Source organism: Pseudoalteromonas ulvae UL12, from assembly GCF_014925405.1.
Lineage (GTDB): Bacteria > Pseudomonadota > Gammaproteobacteria > Enterobacterales > Alteromonadaceae > Pseudoalteromonas > Pseudoalteromonas ulvae.
In genome coordinates this window covers 59,632-74,968 of the sequence record NZ_AQHJ01000035.1, presented here as the reverse complement: position 1 = coordinate 74,968, position 15,337 = coordinate 59,632, and the positions used below count along the sequence as shown (strand labels likewise).

Here is a 15,337-nt window from a genome sequence, read left to right as displayed (position 1 = left end):
TTTAGTTATTTCAATAACTAACCTATCAATAAGCACTTTACATTACAGTCAAACAAAGTGTTATGATATAACAAACCCAAAATAAAACCTCATATTGTTAAAGGAATTACAATGCACGTCTCTCTTCGCTCATTTCAACTTTGCACTATTCACCTCGCAGTTGCACTGAGTTTATGTTCAACTGGCAGCTATGCTCAAAATGATCCATCAATCGAAACAATTGAAGTAACGGCAAAGCGCCAAGCTTATCGCGGTAATTTTGACGCATTAAAAACACCTGAAGCCGTATCAGAAATAAACCAACAGCTGATTGCTAATACAGGTGTCACTGGCTTAACCCAAGCACTTGACTTATCGGCCTCCGTCTCTCGCCAAAACAGTTTAGGCGGATTATGGGATAGCTTTGCGATACGCGGTTTTTTTGGTGATGAAAATGTCCCGAGCGGCTATTTAGTTAACGGTTTTAATGCTGGTCGGGGGTTTTCAGGGCCAAGAGATTTGTCGGGCATTGAACGTGTTGAAGTACTAAAAGGGCCAAAAGCAGCACTCTATGGCCGAGGTGAGCCTGGTGGCACAATTAACTTAATTACCAAACAACCTACCTTTGAGCAGCAAGGTAGCATAGCCCTTGAATTGGGTAGCCGCGATAAACGCCGTTTCGAGGCAGACTTCAGCGGTGGCTTAACGGAACAAACAGCTGCACGTGTGATTGGTTTTTACGAAACGGGCGATAGCTTTCGCGATACCATCGACATCAACAAAAAAGGCGTCATGGCCTCGGTATTATTTGAGCAAAGCACGCGTTCGGTATGGCAATATGAATTAGAAGCAGCCCGGCAAGAAATTCCATTCGACCGCGGAATTCTCGCCCTGGGCGGCGATTTTGATATGATGCCCATTGAGCGCTTTTTGGGTGAACCTGGCGATGGCCCGACGACAACCGAAGTGCTGGGTCATCAATTGCAATGGCAATATGAGCTTTCTAATGATTGGGCAGTCAATTCAGGCTTAAGCTATCGCTCAACACAGTTAACCGGTACATCAAGTGATGCAGAGGTCTCACCTTCGCGACAAAAACTCTACTACAATGGCCGTACGCTCACTCGTCAAAGACGTCAACGTGATTACGACACCGATCAGTTTGTCATTCGCTCTGAACTAGCTGGGAAATTTGATACTGGTACCATTGCGCACGAGTTAATCGTCGGGATTGATTACGATTTATTTGATTATGATCGCGATTACCGTGTCTATCGCGCGCCTGCGTTGTCGACTAATCCAAGTAATGAAATGTTGCACGCGATTGATATTTACCAACCTGTTTATGGCCAACATGCATTACCGACTCCGGTTCCAGCCATTGTTCGAGTGCAAAAACAAATTGCGACTGGCTTATACCTGCAAGATCAGATGCATTTAACGGATAATTTGCATGTTCGTGTCGGCGGGCGTATTGACCGTTTGAAACAAACCCTCGATGATCAGATTCGAAACGTCTCAGCAGAACAATCGGAATCCCATTTTAGTCCACAAGCAGGTGTGGTCTATCAATTAAGTGATAGTTGGTCTTTATACTCAAGCTACGGCGAAGGGTATCGCTTAAATTTTGGTACGGATGCAACTGGCCAAGGTTTTAAACCGAATGAAACCACTTCAGGAGAAATCGGCACTAAATTTAATTTACTCGATAACAACCTAGGTGTGACGGTTGCGTATTTTGATAGTACGCAAAAAAATATTATTGTCGCTGATGCCGCAAACCCTGGGTTCCATACTGCAATAGGTCAAGCCAGTAGCACAGGGGTTGAGCTTGATATAACAGGGCAATTACCGGGAGGCCTTGATCTGTGGTTCTCGTATGCATACATTGAGGCTCAAGTAGATAAAGACGCAAGAGATACCGGCCTTGGGGTAGCATTAAAAAAAGGCGATGAACTACTCAATATCCCACAAAACAGCGCAAGCGTACAAATTAGCAAACAACTACCCGTGTTTGAGCGCCCACTCACCGTTGGTGTTGGCGCGAATTATGTCGATGAACGTTTAGGCCAACGCGGTTCTGATTTTTACTTACCAGCCTACACAGTGGCCAATATGTTTGCTAAATATGATGTCACGCAGCAATTTGAAGTAAAACTACAGGTTCATAATTTATTTGACCGTACATACTTCCCCAACTCATACACTCAAATCTGGGTGCAACCAGGCGAACCTCGCTCAGTTGATATCACCCTGAGCTATACATTCTAACTGCTTTTTTGACTGCTACATCACCTGTAGCAGTCAACTTTTCACACTCAGATAGCTTTTTTATGCTTAGACAAACAACACCCGCAGACACCGCTTTTTTATGCCCCTGAGAGTCGTCACTTGTTAGGTATAAAAATATTGGACTACGAGTCCAGCTACAATAAATACAAAACCAATAATTTGGACAATTAAGTCTAGTTTACGGTGCTGTTTTTCAGCTGGCGCAGCAAAAGACACTTTTTGGGTAAAAAAGTTTGATGGAAGAAAGCGGATACTCGCATAACCCATACAACCAAAAGCAATACCGAATAAAACACTAGATGGTATTGATTGATAAATTCCTGAAATAAAACTAGTTATTGCAATAATAAACCAGAACAAACTTGGCCAATGAACTTGTTTTTTATTGACTACTTGAGACATGTGATAATCCTTTATACATCACGAGCCTATAAAATGACTCGTTTAAAATTTATTTATTAACTAACAAACGGTAACTGAGTGCCTATTTTGATTCAATTGTTTAGTCGTCATGCCCCCGACTATTTCAAATAGACAAGAGTGTTAAATGATTTAAATTTGACCGCTTATGCGGCCAACAAGATGAGTAATGGCTACTGATGAAAATTAAGACTGATGTGTGTTACAGAGTCGTGTTACACAGCAAAAATTTAAAAATTGAGCCAACCCTTTTTATAAAGTGCCAATACAACATGCATTTGCTGATTATATGCTTTGCTTGAAATACTCTTCCATAACTCTGTTTCACTTAGCTGAGGATTGGCTTTAATTAACTCCAATGCTTCTAGCGCATATTTTTTATTATCTTTTGAGTTTGTGTAAGACCCCGCTGCAATACCTTTTACTTTACCTTCTTCGCAGAGCCCTAAAAAAGCTGATATAGGACACCCTTTGTTTCTTGCTGACTCACTATTCGGGTAAAACTTAAAAGCGCTTTCTTGCCAAGCTTCGACTGGGCTACGAACTTTTCTGAACTGTACTAGCTCTACTGCTAAAGTTGCTATATCAGCATATTTGCTCATTATTAATAATTCCCTCGCACGCTTACCTAACCATCGCAAGGTAGCAACTAAAATTAGCAAAAACAATCACAACTCACTGTTTTATAATTTTTTAATTAAATTATTGTAGGGTTTTGCTACCGACATACTTTATCGCTTCTGGGTCACTATTTATTTGCCGCTCGATTATTTCTAGCAATTTAGACTTAGGAACAAATGAACCGCCGTCAGCGTTAACTAACCCACCCATGAAAATACTAACGGCGACAATATCTAAAGTTGTGTTATTGATGCCAAATAACCTAAGGGCTATCCAAATAATTAACATCAAAATACACATAATTAAAATATTTCTTCTTATTTTTAATTGCCGTTTTGCCTTCAAATAAAGATCGATATCTTTTTCGTGAATCATTTATAACTCCATTAAATAACACATAGCTATTTGCTTATATCCGATAAAGGGGTGAGCTTACGCCCCTAAATGGCGTAAAAGCGTACCTACAATATTCACATCTATTCTATTTCGAGTAAATAACTAATTGTCTGTTTTACTAATACTTTCTGTTATATTCGGACAATACGGTGCTGATAATGTTAGTAAACATTTTATAAACTGGGGCAACGTTTAAACAGACTAAACTTTAAAACCAAACACTGACAGCTTGCTTAGAGTTGCTCCGTTGACTTGTTTTATGGGTGGCGTTCATGATGGCAAACCATGTGAAAGTGATTCTCGCTTTTAAAACGACTAGGTTAAGGTTTAGTGTAAAGTTGTATAAAGCCATATGATGAAAAACAAGATAATCATTCCCCCAAACAGAGGCAAAAATGAACATAACGCTTAGACAAGCAACCCCCGCTGATACGGCATTTTTACTGCAATTGCGAGGACTCACCATGGGGCCGCACATCGCAGCGATGGGCCTGCCAACCAGTGAAGAAGACTACCTTGATCGGGTAAACTACCGTTTTGATTGCGCACAAATCATCATGGTCGATAACCAAGCCGCGGGGCTATTTAAAACCTGCTTTTTGCCAGAGAAAAACCAGTGGTTTTTGGTGCAAGTTCAAGTACACCCTGATTTTCAAAACCGCTCCATTGGCCGCACATTAGTCAGTCAATTACTTGAACAAGCCACAGCAGATCACGCCGATGTATATTTAACAGTATTTAAATCCAACCCCGCGCAACGTTTATATTCACATCTTGGTTTTGAAAAAGTGGGCGAAACAGAGCATGAATTTGAGATGTTATGGCAATATCGGCCAGAGCTATGATCGCTCAAGTGCATGATGGGGATCACTGAAGAGCGCATCGATTCAATCAACGCAAACCCATAACGTGTTTGACTTTATGCTTAATCGAGCGCCAATGAGTGACAGGAACTTTGGGGGCACTGTCGATGAGGCCATCAAAATCAATCTCAGAAAATGGAATTTCACCCTCATGGGCAAGCAGCACCGAACGAGGGGCAAGTAATTTTATCGCCAATAAAGAATGGCAGTAACGTTTTGGATAAAAAAGCGGAAATGGGGCAATCAATTTACCTTTTACTTTTACCATTAAATCCGCCACATAAATTCGTTGTGAGGGCAAATGAAACACGGCAATATCACGATCTGTGTGCCCAGGAGTATGCATAATTTGCCACTCAGCAAAATCAGGCACAGCCATGCCATCAGCCAAATAGTGATCAGCCTTTAAATAACGCGGGTAGTAACGAAGTTGCCAGCGCTTGCCTTTGCGAGTGCCAACATACGCGGCCAACAGCATATCAGTCCAATGCATCAACATGCCGTCAAAGCCGCTGTACCATTGGCCAGGTGCATTACTGGTGGCAATTTTTGCGCTGCAATTTTTTGCTAATAAATAAGCTCCACCGGCATGATCAGGATGCATATGGGTGACCAAAATCAGCGCTAAGTCGAAACGGCTACGTTTGAGGGTATGCTCGATGTAGTCGATTACGATATCATGATCGACACGACTACAACCATCTAAAAGCATTAATTTATCAGGGTATTCAACCAAGTAAATCGATTGAATAAACCCATCTATGGTATGTATTTTCATATAGGAAGCGCTCCGTTTTCCGCTTCCCTTTATAACTGATTAGACCAGTAAGTGCAAAAAAGTCTCTTTTCGCACATAGTGTGTTTAAGGCGCGAGCCTTACAGCAGTGCCAAACACCATAATTTCAGATGAACCATCCATAATCGCACTGGTAGTAAAACGAATCCCCACCACCGCATCTGCGCCTTTTTCATGAGCATTTTGCACTAAACGCTCAACAGCAATATTTCGCGCTTCAGTCAGCATTTCGGTATAACCGCGAATTTCACCACCAACAATGCTTTTTAAACCCGCCATAATATCCCGACCTATGTGTTTTGCTTGCACCACATTACCAGTGACCACACCTAATATTTGCGTGATCTCGCGCCCTGGTACCGTCTCTGTCGTCGTATAAATCATAGTTTGCTCCTCGTGATAAACACTGTGTATCGCACGTTTGCTGTGAATGTATTACTGCTCTGTTTGAATTGTTAAAATAGGAAATTTGTTCTCCCCAAAATTAACCGTGACTGATTGAGTCTCTCTGCCTTGAAAATTAAGCTTAAACTCATTGGGGCTGCGCCGTTCACCATCAGCGAATGTCGCTAATAAGTGGTACTGTTCGAGTGTACGTGTGCCCGTTGATTCATTTGTTAAGGTCAAAACCGCCCAACGCTCGCCTTTTTCGTTACTCATCATGACATAATTTTTAATTTCGAAATCACTCGCTTGCGCGCGGGTATTTTTCTCGTTTGGAAAAGCGATCTTTAGATCTTCAGTGACCACACGCTCAACTTTTAAGACATCATTCTCACCAGCAAGCGTCGAAAAAGAGATGAACACCCCTATAAAAATGAATTGCTTAATCATCGTTCTTCCTTAATAACTTTATCAAAATAGTCCTAACGCAGACAGTACATGCCATCACCCAACAATTCAATGCCGCTTATCACGAGTTGAATGACAAAACTTAGCGATAAAGCTATCTACCCAAGCACTATAATGATATGAATGTGCAAGAGTTGCCGCACTCATTTAGCAGTGCTTTAACATCGTTTTATATGAGGAGCCTCAAATGAAAACGTTCAGTTGCCAATGTGGTAATACCCTTCATTTTATAAATACGCAATGTGTAAAGTGTTCGTCAGCACTTGGGTTTGTGCCTGATGAGTTGCAACTCAAAGCAATTACCCCTGAAAAAAACGGACTATTTACTGTCGCAAATAGCAAGCAACGTTATCGACAATGTAAGAATTATTGGCAACACGATGTATGTAACTGGCTCGTCAATGAAGAGGATCCGAATGATTACTGCCTTTCTTGTCGCTTGAACGTCGAAATCCCAAACTTACAAAAGCTGGGTAACATTAAATTATGGTACAACATGGAAGTTGCAAAACGACGCTTATTATTTACGCTATTGAAACTTAACTTACCGATTACAAGCAGAGCTGAGGATCCACACACAGGGTTAGGATTTTCATTTTTAGAAGATCAGATACAAGATGAGTATGGTAACGAACTCACTATAAAAGATTTTGTTGTGACAGGTCATGCTGCAGGTTTAATCACTCTTAACCTTAATGAAGCGCAAGATAGCTCCCGCGTCGAAATGCGCGAAAAAATGAATGAACAATATCGCACTCTCATCGGTCACTTTCGTCACGAGTCGGGTCATTATTATTGGGATCGACTTATTCAAAACTCCCCAAAACTCGAAGAATTCCGAGCACTGTTTGGCGACGAGCGACTGTGTTATACCGAATCACTTAATAGTTATTATCAGAATGGACCATCCGATCAATGGCAAAATGTTTGGATTAGTGCCTATGCTAGTATGCACCCTTGGGAAGACTGGGCGGAGACATGGGCCCACTATTTAAACATGGTTGATACCCTCGAAACCGCAAATGACTTTCAGATGTGCATCGCTCAGCAAAACATTAAAAACCCCTTACAAAAATGTACCATTGTCGATGATGCTTACACGGCTATTAGTTTCACCCAACTCTTTGATGACTGGTGCAAGTTAACGCGCACTCTCAATGCAATTAACCGAAGTATGGGCCATGATGAAGCTTACCCATTTGTTATTTCTATTTCGGCGCTTAACAAGTTACGTTTTGTTCATGAAATAATAAAACATGCAAAATAGAATCAAATAATTGATTTTAAATAATTTTAATCTACTTTTAATAAGGGTTAATTTAAACAAGGAGTAACTAATGACCATTAATTGGAGCCATTATGAAGTTGAAAATTTTTATGATGAGCTCATCTCAGCCCCCAATGAATCTCGTCCTGTCGCCCAACATTTGTCCGATTATTTATCTCTATTATCGGATGCCGATATTAAAGAGTTTAAAGCGGCCTCTGATTTGGCGATACAAACAATGGGCATTACTTTTCGCGTTTACAATGATGAAGAAGGCTCAATTGATAGAGCCTGGCCCTTTGATATTATTCCCCGTTTAATTGAAAAAAAACAATGGCAGACTATTGAGTTGGGCCTTAAGCAACGCGTCAAAGCGCTCAATTTATTTATTGACGATCTCTACAACGAGCAAAAAATAATTAAAGATGGCATTTTTCCTAGCCATTTACTTGAAAAATCCAAAAATTTCTTACCTAAATGTAAAGGTTTTTCGCCACCTTTAGGGATTTGGGCTCATATTTGCGGCTCCGATTTAGTCCGAGACAATGACGGCACATTTTATGTCTTAGAAGACAATTTACGTGTCCCATCAGGTGTGTCGTACATGCTTGAAAATCGGCAAGTAATGAAGCGTGTTTTCCCTGACATGTTCGAAAAGTATAATATTTTACCGGTAGATGACTACCCCTCACAGCTTTACGATATGTTAGCCGCACTTTCTCCGCGTGATATCCCTGAACCAGAAATCGTGGTACTCACCCCTGGTATTTATAACTCGGCTTATTTTGAGCACGCGTATTTAGCCCAACAAATGGGCGCTGAACTCGTAGTCGGTGATGATTTAGTTGTTCAAGACGATAACTGTGTCTATATGCGAACCATCGAAGGTTTATCAAGGGTTGACGTCATTTACCGACGCATTGATGATTTATATTTAGACCCTGAGGTTTTTTTGCCTGACTCGACTTTGGGTGTCCCTGGACTGATGCGCGCTTGGCAAGCAGGCAATGTGGCTTTAGCGAATGCCCCTGGATGTGGTGTGGCAGATGATAAAGTAGTGTATTCGTTTGTACCTGAAATTATAGAGTATTATCTTGGTGAAAAAGCTATTTTACCAAACGTCCCTACCTATAAATGCATTAACCCGGATGACTTGGATTATGTCATCAATAATATTGAAAAATTAGTAGTCAAACCTGCAAACGAATCTGGCGGTTATGGAATGTTAATTGGCCCTCATGCCACAGCAAAAGAGCATGCTGAATTTCGTAAACTCGTGCAAGCCGACCCACGGAATTATATCGCGCAGCCTATGTTAATTTTATCGACCGCCCCAACCTTTGTTGATCAAAAAGTTGAGCCTCGCCACCTTGATTTACGCCCTTTTATTCTCAGCGCTAAAGATATTACCGTGACAACTGGAGGCTTGACTCGGGTTGCATTAATAAAAGGCTCAACCGTGGTTAATTCATCACAAGGTGGAGGTAGTAAAGATACTTGGATTGTGGATATGGAGTCGGTATGAGTATGCTCTCACGTGTTGCTAGTAATATTTATTGGTTAGGCCGTTACCTTGAACGTGCTGAAAATACAGCCCGTATCATTAATGTAAACACTAACTTACTTCTTGATTTACCCAAATATATCAAACTGGGGTGGCAGCCGTTACTGGAAATCACTTCAACTTCTGATTCGTTTAAAGCCATGTACACAGAGGTTAATGAGCTCAATGTCAGCTATTTCTTGATGGCTGAGCCTAATAACCCGAGTTCGATTTTGAGTTCATTGATGGCCGCCAGAGAAAACGCTCGTACTATACGCGAAATTATTCCCCGCGAAGTTTGGGAGCAAATAAATAGCCTGTATTTGGTTGCCAAAGAACAGCTATCTCAACCAAAAAACAACAGGCATAGATACGATAATCTAAACAAAATAATTCAATCAAACCAGGCCATTACAGGTACACTAGCAGGTTCAATGACTCATGATGAAGGGTATGACTTTCTACGAATGGGACGGAACATAGAACGCGCAGATATGACCACGCGGATCATTGATGTCCGAACGGCAACTTTATTACCCAATGTAGATCAAGACATCGCGCCCTTTGAAACGATTCAATGGATGAGTGTATTGAAATCTCTCACGGGCTATCAAATGTATCGCAGACAAATGCGTTTGCGCATTAACCGCAAAGATGTGCTGAGCTTTTTATTGCTTGATGAAAAGTTTCCTCGCGCTCTTAAACACACACTTAAGCAAGTTGAATATTGCCTAAGTGATTTACCCAATAGTGAACAAATTACTCATGAACTATCGCAGTTATATGAAGAGTTAGCGCATGCGCAACTGAAAACCCTCAAACAAGAGTCATTGCATGAATTTATTGATGACTTGCAACTTGGGATCCACTCAGTCCATGATGCACTATCACGTCAATATTTCTAGTTAGCATCCATACCGAGCCAGATGAAAAGAAAGCCAAGTAGATAATGCAGTTCACCTTAAGTGAACTGCATTATCTCAAAAGAGGGCTTATTCAACCGAATTTAATTCGTTATTTATCAGCATCTTTGACTGCTTTGAGCTTAGCAGCATGATCGATTTCATATGCTGGCATGTCTTTTTTACCTTCAATCAGGTAGTTATCCATCCAACGCATTAAACGTAGGCTGTAATCGTACTGTGCTGCCACTTTACGATTACCGTGTCCTTCGCCTGGGTAATACACTAAACGTACCTCTTTACCTTGTACTTTCATATAACGATATAGTTCCATCGATTGCGCAGGGTGAACACGTGGGTCGTCTTTACCGTGCATGATGAGTAATGGCGTCTTAGATTGACCCGCCCAGTAAATTGGGCTGCGCTCTAGGTACCATTGCCATTTGTCCCACGGGTATGAGCGCGCATGTACCAGATGCATTTCGTTTGAAATATCGGTCGTACCAAATTTCGATAATTGATTGGTCACCCCCACAAACATTACGCTGGCAGCAAAATGCTCTGTTAACTTAGTTGCCCCCCAAGCTGACGCATAACCACCGTATGAACCACCGGTAATACCCACACGCTTGGTATCAACAAGGCCCATTTCAACTAAATGATTTTTAGTGTCGACTAAATCATCAAACTCTTTACCGGCATAATCGCCTTGGCCCAGTTTCGAATAATCAACGCCTTTACCCGTTGAACCACGGTAGTTCGGGTAAAACACTGCATAACCGCGCGCTGCACCCATTTGTCCTGGGCGAGAATAATTAGTCACCCAACCATCTTTGTCATGACTTTCAGGGCCCCCATGCACACTCATGATCAATGGGTAACGGGTGCCTTCTTTATAATCCAATGGGTAAACAAGCACACCACCAATCTCAACACCGTCACGGGCTTTGAAAGTAATGTTCTCTTGTTTTGCAAAACGCTTATCGTTTAACCAAGGGTTTGAATCCGAAAGACGGGTCGATTTTTTGCCGCGTAGCATAAACACTTCATTTGGGTGCTTCGCTGTATTGGCTTTTAACGCAATGGTTTTATCTGAATCAGAGACCGATAAGTTAGAAGCAATTAGCTCACCTTCGCTAATTAACTTTTTGTATTTTGCAGAGCCGACTTTTATTTGCGCGACAAAGCTTTCTGCACCGACATTACCAATAAAATTGAGCACATTTTTACGGTTCAACCACTCAAAATCGCTAATGTGGCCCATAAAGTTAGGGATCCACTCTTCGATTTTTCCGGTTTTAGCATTGGCGATATACAGACGGCCTGTGGCCGGATCATGCTTATCTTCAGCTCCTAAAATCGCAATATATTCGCCATCATGAGAGAATTCTGCGGTGCCTAATTTGCCTTCGGTTTTAAAACTGGTGGTAATTTTTTTGCTTTCTACATCCATCACATGCCATTGTGATTTCATGTATTGATCATCAATCAACGCTGTCGGCTGAGTTTTCACTAACAATTGTTTAGCATCATCAGACCAATTAACCGCACTCACATACCCTTCAACCTCAATTTCGGTTGGTGAAAGTGGTTTATCAGATGCTACTAAATCAACAATAAATAACTGTTTATCTTTTAGACCTAGCTCATATACTTCAGCCATAAAACCGAGTTTTTTGAGCTCTTTTTCTGACTTTTCTTGTGCTGGCATTGCCAGTAATGCCACAGACTCGCCGTTAGGGCTGAGCTGATAGCTTGAAATTGAAGTGCCTTTGAGTGATAACACTGCTTGCGCTTCACCACCACTGACCGCAATACGATAAAGTGTACGGAACTTGTCATCTTTCTTTTTTGTTAAAAAGTAAACATGCTCGCCATCTGCTGACCACTGAATACTTGAAATATTGACTTTTCCAGTGATAAAAGGGCGCTCTACGCCATCTTCATCAACTAAAAATAATTCTGTAAAATTAGTGCCGTTTTCATCAACGTATAACTCTCGTGGTACAGAGCGAGTAAACGCAACCTGCTCACCATCTGGGCTCACTACAGATTGAACAACAGATTGAATTTTTGGAATGTCTTCAATGGTGATCGTATCATTTGCAACGACCTGCGCACTGGCTAAACCGACAGCCAACGCAATAGCTGATTTTATTAGTTTCATTTTTATACCTAAAGGGCTTCTCTTGTTGTAATCCCCTCTAGTTTACGCAACTAAAAATGCAAAACCACTGTTTGCGATTAAGAACCAAAAATGTACGATAAATAAGATGAAACGAACATTCAGACGTGTAAATAAGCTCGCAAATAAACACGGCCTAAATAAATATTAAAAATGCGCAGCGTCTTACCTCGCTGCGCATATTACTGTGTGCTCATCGCTTGAGCCTAATTAGCGGTAGCCACCACTTTGACCCAGTCGTATGAAAGCACCCCTAACAAACCTATTTGCAACGTTTGCCCTGCACTAACTGCCACAGTACAACTCTCATTGCTGCCTGTATTGGTCGACTGACAATCAAACTGTGTATTTGTTACGTTGCCATCTACTTTGACATATAGACTTATATCGCCAATTGAACCAGACGTCGTTACCGTGATAGAGGTTTTTCCCGCGGGAACCGTATAGTTATAGCGGTTCCAAAAACCAGGAAAGCCATAAGCACGGTCGATGATTTCAGTGCTGTCGCCATCAGTTGGTGGAGGCGTAGTTTGAGTGCTGTAGTCAGCAACAAGACTCACCCCACTATAAGCACGGTAACCTTTTAGCATCGCAAAATAACGCCCTGCACCTAAATCGACTGTACAGCTTTCATTGTTACCATTTTTAAAAGGGCGGCAATCATAATCAGAACTTGTTGGTTTGCTGCCTTTTTTAACGTATAAATCGGCATCACCGCTGCCGCCTGACAGACTCACTTTTAGATCCCTTGCGCCATCAGGCAAGTCGATGTAATAAAAAGACTCTTGATTAGTAGAACCACTTAGCCCGTTTAAAACTTGCCCTTTGATAAGTTCCTGCTCGGCTGGAATACCATCGGATACCTCCACTTGTTTGGTGAGGGTATTGCTGCGGTTATTGCTATCTTGCACAGTCAACGACACATCATAGGTCCCCGCGCTGGCAAAGGTATGAACGGATGTTACGCCGCTGTCCGTTTGGCTGTTACCAAAATCCCAATTATAACTGTTAATGGTCGCGCCTGAGCTGGAGTCACTGCCATCAAAACGACATTGAGTGAGATCACAATTATAGGTAAAGCGGGCCGTAGGCGGCGGTGGATTATTACCATTGTTGTCACCAATAGGCACAACATCGTTAAAATAACTCGCTACTTGTGGCCAAATTTGACTGATTTTAGCCCCTTTATTGTAACAACCACCCAGATGATGAAGCGCAATCACACTATTGCTTGAAGCGGCCAGTACCGGAGAACCTGACGAACCACCAATCGTATCGCAGCTATAACCAATGTCAGTATTGCTTCCACGACCGTTAATCGAAGGCGCATTTACTTGGCATAAGCCATTACTGTCTTGATCAGATTCGATGGCCAACTCTTTTGGGTTGCCAGCACCATGCTGAGGAATATAGATACGCTCACCTTGTACCGCATTACGTACATCTAATCCTAAATAACCAAACTGGCTGATACTGGCAAAATCATTCACGCTAAATAAGGTGTAATCAAGGGTGTAATCGGTTTTAAAAAACTCTTTCCCCGTCACTTTGACAACCGTTTCACGGCTGCTGCCGTTACAGCTAGTATGCTGATAATTAAACCATACTTCTGTTGAAGCCAATTCAGAGGCTGTTTCAACACAATGGTTATTGGTAAACAGTTTATTGTCACTGCCAACACGCCAACCGGTACATAAACTACGCCCGCCAATGACAAGTCGCGCTACAGGGCGGCTGCGCTCAAACTCAGTCGGATGAGAATTGGCCCAGCACTGCACATCTTTACGTTCATTGACACCGCAAGTCGATAAAGGGGCAAGATCATCACTGCTATTCAGATCCGCACTGGTTGAACTTTCAGTGCCATAAAAATAACTATCAATGATACCAAATTCGCTTTGCTGAGAACTGGCTGCTTGGTCGGGGTAATACTCAATGATTACGCTGTCATTTGACACCGACATAGCAGAAAATGTATGCACACCATCATCGCCGGCTGTTGAGTCTTGCGTAGCTGCACTCATGTTATCGGCACTGTATTCATAGCGCTCGGTATTATTCTCATTACGAACCACTAATTTAGCATTGCCATTTAATTGCACCTGAGCGAAGTGTACCTTGATATAATCAGCTCCAGAATGGCTGATGGTCTGGCTGATCACCTGTCCTTGATCACTGGCAACACTTAATTGCGCAGAGAGTGTTAAATGAGTATTGGCTTGCTCACCAATGGTGGTTTTTTTGGCGGCACTAGTGTATTGCAACATAGTAAGTTCATTGACATCGGCGAGACTATACTGACCATATAGTGCGAGTGCGATAAGCGGCACGCATTGATGTAGTTTCATATTGAGCTCCTGCTTGAGTGAATTGATTTTGATAGATTGATGTTAAATGTGAGCATTACAACGTCAGTAAACTCACACAAGTACCAATAAAGGTACAATGTACAAACTAGAGTGGTTTGCTCATAACACCAACAATCAAGATAAAAAAACTCCACCGTCCTTTAATGCAAATTCAACAACAAAGAACCTCATCGACCACAACCTAAATAGGTACAAATAACGAAAAACAGGTTAAAAATAGTGACTCCTACATTATTGTTACCATCCTTTTATTGTGAATAAGGTGTAAACAAAAAAGTACAAGTCCAACTAATTACTGATTCTCAATATTGAAAATACATGACTAAGAAAACCATACTCAACCTTCTTTTTAACCTATTAGATATGTTAAAAAAACGACCTACCGAAGCGTATCGATAGGTCGTTTTTTCAAACCATTTAATAAGTTCTTGTATTTTTCTATCTCTACCGACTCGTTGGGGAAGAAAACTCAACCGTTAATTTCTCAATTGCACAGCCAAACTTGCCACTATTTAAGCGATGGTAGGCGGTCTCTGGGGTTGCTTTTAAATCAATTAGAAATTCATTTTGCTGGCCTTGCGCTGCATTGGCTGCCGTTAAGCACATCGCTTGTGTCAAAGAGCGCAGTTTACCCTCGGTTAATAAATCGTTGAAACGCACAGAAGGCAAAGCCGGAATAGCAATCGGCGAAAGCGCATTGTCAATACTACGCTGACTCAGTGCAAACCCCGTCGCTGTTGGCATTATCACTGCCCCAGCAGGCCAATAGGAATAACCAACACTCTGATCAGTGCGCTGTGTTAAGTGCACTACCCCATGTTTTCCGACAACCGTCATCAGCTGACTACTAGG

14 protein-coding genes are annotated in these 15,337 nt (G+C 41.7%); 5 read left to right on the top strand and 9 right to left on the bottom strand.

The features are described 5' to 3' along the window. Positions 1-111: 111 nt before the first annotated feature. Complete coding sequence (locus PULV_RS18445; RefSeq protein ID WP_193332694.1) at positions 112-2,250, top strand: TonB-dependent siderophore receptor; 2,139 nt, start codon at positions 112-114, stop codon at positions 2,248-2,250. Positions 2,251-2,373: 123 nt separating this feature from the next. Here PULV_RS18445 and PULV_RS18440 read toward each other — a convergent pair whose 3' ends face one another. From PULV_RS18440 to PULV_RS18430, 3 genes are all read right to left on the bottom strand, one after another. Next, positions 2,374-2,673 (bottom strand): hypothetical protein, encoded by a 300-nt coding sequence (locus tag PULV_RS18440; RefSeq protein WP_086743315.1) that lies wholly within the window; start codon positions 2,671-2,673, stop codon positions 2,374-2,376. A 248-nt stretch (positions 2,674-2,921) separates the two neighbouring features. Next, complete coding sequence (locus tag PULV_RS18435) at positions 2,922-3,353, bottom strand: DUF6979 family protein (RefSeq protein WP_227009456.1); 432 nt, start codon at positions 3,351-3,353, stop codon at positions 2,922-2,924. Between the two features lie 40 nt (positions 3,354-3,393). Then, entirely contained in the window at positions 3,394-3,687 is a 294-nt protein-coding gene (locus PULV_RS18430; protein WP_193332693.1) for a hypothetical protein, read from the bottom strand. Positions 3,688-4,103: 416 nt separating this feature from the next. Between PULV_RS18430 and PULV_RS18425 the strand changes: the two genes are divergently transcribed. Next, positions 4,104-4,553 (top strand): GNAT family N-acetyltransferase, encoded by a 450-nt coding sequence (locus PULV_RS18425; RefSeq protein ID WP_193332692.1) that lies wholly within the window; start codon positions 4,104-4,106, stop codon positions 4,551-4,553. Positions 4,554-4,599: 46 nt separating this feature from the next. Here PULV_RS18425 and PULV_RS18420 read toward each other — a convergent pair whose 3' ends face one another. From PULV_RS18420 to PULV_RS18410, 3 genes are all read right to left on the bottom strand, one after another. Then, positions 4,600-5,349 (bottom strand): MBL fold metallo-hydrolase, encoded by a 750-nt coding sequence (locus tag PULV_RS18420; RefSeq protein WP_193332691.1) that lies wholly within the window; start codon positions 5,347-5,349, stop codon positions 4,600-4,602. Positions 5,350-5,433: 84 nt separating this feature from the next. Then, positions 5,434-5,751 (bottom strand): heavy metal-binding domain-containing protein, encoded by a 318-nt coding sequence (locus PULV_RS18415; protein ID WP_193332690.1) that lies wholly within the window; start codon positions 5,749-5,751, stop codon positions 5,434-5,436. 51 nt (positions 5,752-5,802) lie between these two features. Continuing rightward, positions 5,803-6,201, bottom strand: a complete 399-nt coding sequence (locus tag PULV_RS18410; protein ID WP_086743320.1) for a hypothetical protein — start codon at positions 6,199-6,201, stop codon at positions 5,803-5,805. 205 nt (positions 6,202-6,406) lie between these two features. Between PULV_RS18410 and PULV_RS18405 the strand changes: the two genes are divergently transcribed. From PULV_RS18405 to PULV_RS18395, 3 genes are all read left to right on the top strand, one after another. Next, positions 6,407-7,486 (top strand): zinc-binding metallopeptidase family protein, encoded by a 1,080-nt coding sequence (locus tag PULV_RS18405; RefSeq protein ID WP_193332689.1) that lies wholly within the window; start codon positions 6,407-6,409, stop codon positions 7,484-7,486. 70 nt (positions 7,487-7,556) lie between these two features. Further along, entirely contained in the window at positions 7,557-9,011 is a 1,455-nt protein-coding gene (locus tag PULV_RS18400; RefSeq protein ID WP_193332688.1) for a circularly permuted type 2 ATP-grasp protein, read from the top strand. Next, the gene (locus PULV_RS18395) at positions 9,008-9,934 is read left to right on the top strand and encodes an alpha-E domain-containing protein (protein ID WP_227009455.1); all 927 of its coding nucleotides are present in this window, start codon (positions 9,008-9,010) and stop codon (positions 9,932-9,934) included. Before PULV_RS18400 ends, PULV_RS18395 begins: the two co-directional genes overlap by 4 nt. A gap of 109 nt (positions 9,935-10,043) precedes the next feature. On the opposite strand, the gene PULV_RS18390 is transcribed toward PULV_RS18395, so the two are convergent. The 3 genes from PULV_RS18390 to PULV_RS22040 all read right to left on the bottom strand — a co-directional run bounded on the left by PULV_RS18390 (position 10,044) and on the right by PULV_RS22040 (position 15,322). Beyond that, positions 10,044-12,098: a S9 family peptidase gene (locus PULV_RS18390; protein WP_193332687.1), complete on the bottom strand. Its 2,055-nt coding sequence runs from the start codon at positions 12,096-12,098 to the stop codon at positions 10,044-10,046. A 224-nt stretch (positions 12,099-12,322) separates the two neighbouring features. Beyond that, positions 12,323-14,464: a pre-peptidase C-terminal domain-containing protein gene (locus PULV_RS18385; RefSeq protein WP_193332686.1), complete on the bottom strand. Its 2,142-nt coding sequence runs from the start codon at positions 14,462-14,464 to the stop codon at positions 12,323-12,325. A gap of 465 nt (positions 14,465-14,929) precedes the next feature. Next, positions 14,930-15,322, bottom strand: coding sequence for a hypothetical protein (locus PULV_RS22040; RefSeq protein ID WP_227009454.1), 393 nt, complete (start codon positions 15,320-15,322; stop codon positions 14,930-14,932). Between the last annotated feature and the right edge of the window lie 15 nt (positions 15,323-15,337).

What these genes read in the sequence shown, in the direction of transcription:
- PULV_RS18445 (WP_193332694.1), top strand. Translation starts at nt 112, where the DNA reads ATGCACGTCTCTCTTCGCTCATTTCAACTTTGCACTATTCACCTCGCA.
- PULV_RS18440 (WP_086743315.1), bottom strand. Translation starts at nt 2,673, where the DNA reads ATGTCTCAAGTAGTCAATAAAAAACAAGTTCATTGGCCAAGTTTGTTC.
- PULV_RS18430 (WP_193332693.1), bottom strand. Translation starts at nt 3,687, where the DNA reads ATGATTCACGAAAAAGATATCGATCTTTATTTGAAGGCAAAACGGCAA.
- PULV_RS18425 (WP_193332692.1), top strand. Translation starts at nt 4,104, where the DNA reads ATGAACATAACGCTTAGACAAGCAACCCCCGCTGATACGGCATTTTTA.
- PULV_RS18420 (WP_193332691.1), bottom strand. Translation starts at nt 5,349, where the DNA reads ATGAAAATACATACCATAGATGGGTTTATTCAATCGATTTACTTGGTT.
- PULV_RS18415 (WP_193332690.1), bottom strand. Translation starts at nt 5,751, where the DNA reads ATGATTTATACGACGACAGAGACGGTACCAGGGCGCGAGATCACGCAA.
- PULV_RS18410 (WP_086743320.1), bottom strand. Translation starts at nt 6,201, where the DNA reads ATGATTAAGCAATTCATTTTTATAGGGGTGTTCATCTCTTTTTCGACG.
- PULV_RS18405 (WP_193332689.1), top strand. Translation starts at nt 6,407, where the DNA reads ATGAAAACGTTCAGTTGCCAATGTGGTAATACCCTTCATTTTATAAAT.
- PULV_RS18400 (WP_193332688.1), top strand. Translation starts at nt 7,557, where the DNA reads ATGACCATTAATTGGAGCCATTATGAAGTTGAAAATTTTTATGATGAG.
- PULV_RS18395 (WP_227009455.1), top strand. Translation starts at nt 9,008, where the DNA reads ATGAGTATGCTCTCACGTGTTGCTAGTAATATTTATTGGTTAGGCCGT.
- PULV_RS18390 (WP_193332687.1), bottom strand. Translation starts at nt 12,098, where the DNA reads ATGAAACTAATAAAATCAGCTATTGCGTTGGCTGTCGGTTTAGCCAGT.
- PULV_RS18385 (WP_193332686.1), bottom strand. Translation starts at nt 14,464, where the DNA reads ATGAAACTACATCAATGCGTGCCGCTTATCGCACTCGCACTATATGGT.
- PULV_RS22040 (WP_227009454.1), bottom strand. Translation starts at nt 15,322, where the DNA reads ATGACGGTTGTCGGAAAACATGGGGTAGTGCACTTAACACAGCGCACT.